Source organism: Okeania sp. (assembly GCF_983059655.1).
This window is the reverse complement of the sequence record NZ_CEZPJD010000378.1, coordinates 1-1500: the sequence shown is the minus strand read 5'-3', so window position 1 is coordinate 1500 and position 1500 is coordinate 1. Positions and strand designations below refer to the sequence as shown.

The 1500-nt window shown below is 32.9% G+C and carries 1 protein-coding gene and 1 pseudogene; one reads left to right on the top strand and one right to left on the bottom strand.

Annotated elements, in window-relative coordinates:
- A pseudogene (locus AC3DU7_RS19715) lies at nucleotides 1-1114 on the bottom strand (hypothetical protein); the annotation flags it as partial.
- Between the two features lie 46 nt (nucleotides 1115-1160).
- On the opposite strand from AC3DU7_RS19715, the gene AC3DU7_RS19710 reads away from it, so the two are divergent.
- Nucleotides 1161-1430 (top strand): hypothetical protein, encoded by a 270-nt coding sequence (locus tag AC3DU7_RS19710; RefSeq protein ID WP_488041013.1) that lies wholly within the window; start codon nucleotides 1161-1163, stop codon nucleotides 1428-1430.
- Nucleotides 1431-1500: the final 70 nt, after the last annotated feature.

Below are 1500 nucleotides of genomic sequence, written 5' to 3'. Positions count from 1 at the left end.
TTTGTTGAGTTAGAGGTAGTCTTCTGAGAAAAATTCTTGCCGCATCAAAGTTATGGATTTTCTCAAAATAATTAGGTCTAAAACCCCACCTTTTAAGGCCAAATATTTTTGGAGCTTTTCTCAAATCCCCGTTACAAAGATAACTTCTGACTTTTGACTTCTGACTTCTGACTTCGTTAACTTCTTCCTTCTGAAAAAATATTGGCAAAAATAATCCAACTATTAATATGTGAGGCAGGAATAATTCTTGAGGTAAAATGCCACTACGACTGCCGAAGATGAAAAAATCCCAATAATTTTGTAAGAAAAAAACACTTCTACCAGCTTCACCAAATTCTGGCAAAACTTTTGCTTGAGATGCTGTAATTACAGGTTGATAATTACTAGAATTTAAAGCATAAAAGAAAATCACCAACAAAATTAATCCTAAACCTACTCCACTAAATAGATAATCCTTTGGATTTTTGCTCAGAAAAAACCGCCTTTTTTCCCAGTTTAAAAGCCTAATAATTAAAATTAAAGCAGTCAGGATAACGTATTGAGGATAAAATAATCCCAACAGAGCGATCACTACTAAAAATGGAATTAATGATTTGCGTAATAAATAGTATAAAACTCCCAGAAATAGAGGATATAAAAAAGCTCTTGGTGTGCCAGAAACTATATCATTTTGAAGCCAGATATTTTGACTTAATAATACTGAGGCAATAAAACCAGCAAAAGGTATGGGCAATATCTGAAAGCAAATTCCAAAACAGTAGGCAGCAGTTATTAAACTTAAAGGTAATGGTAATAATTTATTCAGGAAAATTGGGTCTATTCCAACTTGGGCAAATAGCCAATAAAAAGTTTTATAACCCCATGGTGCAACAGACTGAAAATAATCAGCAATTAAATCATTAGGAAATAATTCTGGGTCTAAAAAACGACGCATCCAAAAAACGTGCTGTCTTGCATCGTCTTGCACAATATATTCTCCACTAAATGCTTGTTGAAGTGCCAGCAAACTATATATTGTTGCGAAAGTTAAGCTGAGAATTAGCCAGAATATTTTCTGATTTGTTTTTGGGGTATTTGATGGGATTAAAATTTGTTTGAGCTTTTGGATATACATTGAAAATGTGTGATAAAATAATAGTATAGAAACAAAAAAGACAGCAATGTTAGTAAGAGAGGCCAAGTTATTAAACGGGACATTAAATCAATATAAATCCTTGGATGAAGCTATCAGGACGGCACAGTTTATTAGAAATAAAGCTGTTAGATATTGGATAGACAATCAAGGAGTAAATAAGTCACGTTTATATAAACTGAGCAAAGAGTTAGCTAGTGAGTTTGCTTTTGTCAATCAATTAAACTCATCAGCTAGACAAGCCTCAGTAGAAGTAGCTTGGACTTCAATTAGTAATTTTTATCGTCGCTGCATTTGAAGGAGCCAAAAAGAAAGGATACCCAAAATTTAAAAAGCATTGTCGGTCTGTAGAATATAAACAATCTGGT